This window comes from Pseudoalteromonas sp. SR45-5 (assembly GCF_014163565.1).
In the GTDB taxonomy this organism is placed as follows: domain Bacteria; phylum Pseudomonadota; class Gammaproteobacteria; order Enterobacterales; family Alteromonadaceae; genus Pseudoalteromonas; species Pseudoalteromonas distincta.
In genome coordinates, this window is sequence record NZ_JACJDN010000885.1 from 1 (window position 1) to 1,249 (window position 1,249).

1 protein-coding gene is annotated in these 1,249 nt (G+C 34.5%); it reads left to right on the forward strand.

Annotation, left to right across the window (positions count from 1 at the left end; genetic code table 11):
* Positions 1-15 precede the first annotated feature (15 nt).
* The coding region (locus H5072_RS19830; protein WP_182694562.1) for a HAMP domain-containing protein at positions 16-1,249 on the forward strand (1,234 nt) is incomplete at its 3' end.

The window sequence follows — 1,249 nt, forward strand, 5'->3', positions numbered from 1 at the left end:
GGCGATAATGAAATAATGCCTAAAAAAGTTCATCAAAGTAGCATTCGAAAAGCACTCATTAATTTGATCATGCTTATTACAGCTATTTGCTTATCGTTATCTATTTCTATCTCTACGTATTTAAGCGTGAAAGAACAAAAGCAATTAATAGTTAATAAGCTTGTTATTCTTTCTGAAATTGTAGCTTTTGATGCTGGGCAATCGGTAATTGAAGATGATCGTAAAACAGAAGAAAAACGCCTCAAGTCATTTGAAAAGATCCCTCTTGTAAAAAACATACATATTTACTCAATAGAAAAAGCATCCCAAAAGCCTGTTTTCTTTATTAGCTTTAATGCTAAAAAAACACCTCCTGTGCCACTGAGAATAGACAGTGTAGAAGAGCTAAAAACACCACGAATTACGAGTGACCATATTGAGCTAACCCGCCCTATTTACGATAACGAACAAGTAGTAGGTTATGTGTATATGCGAGGAAGCCTCGAGAGTTTAGAGGTTTATATTGAGAGAAAAATATTAATAGACGTGTTATTAACATTATTAATTCTGGCGGTTGTTTACTTTATTGCTATTAAAGTTCAACGACGTATAGCTAAGCCAATAGAGCAATTAAGCATGTTATTGCAGGATGTGTCTAAAAATCATAACTACGATGCACGCGCACCAATAACTGATGTAAAAGAAATAAGTGCTCTTTCAAATAGTTTAAATATCATGCTTACGCGTACAAAAAAACAACTTGAACGCCACGAAAAAGATAAGCAAGAAATCAAACAACTAAACCTAAGCCTTGAAGAAAAAGTAAACCAACGAACAATCGCCCTTAGAGAGGCAAATCAAGAGCTTTTATCAACTCTTGAGCGGATGCATCAATACCAAACACAAATTGTTGAAAACGAAAAAATGGCATCTTTAGGGCAAATGGTTGCTGGTGTTGCCCATGAAGTTAACACACCAATAGGGCTAGGTATTACCGGTTCTACGTTACTTAGAGATAAACTAGCAGACATACAGCAAAGCTTTGATGACAAAAAACTTACCTCAAGCCATCTAAAACGCTTTATAGATGAAGGTATTGAAAACTTAGATTTAATTTACCGCAACTTAAATCGTGCAGCTGACCTTATATCTAACTTTAAAAAAGTAGCGGTTATTCAAGATGACGGTGTAAATACCTATATTAATGTGCACAAATTAATAAGTGATGTTTTAACATCGATTCAATCTGAATTATTGCCCAAAAAGCCTG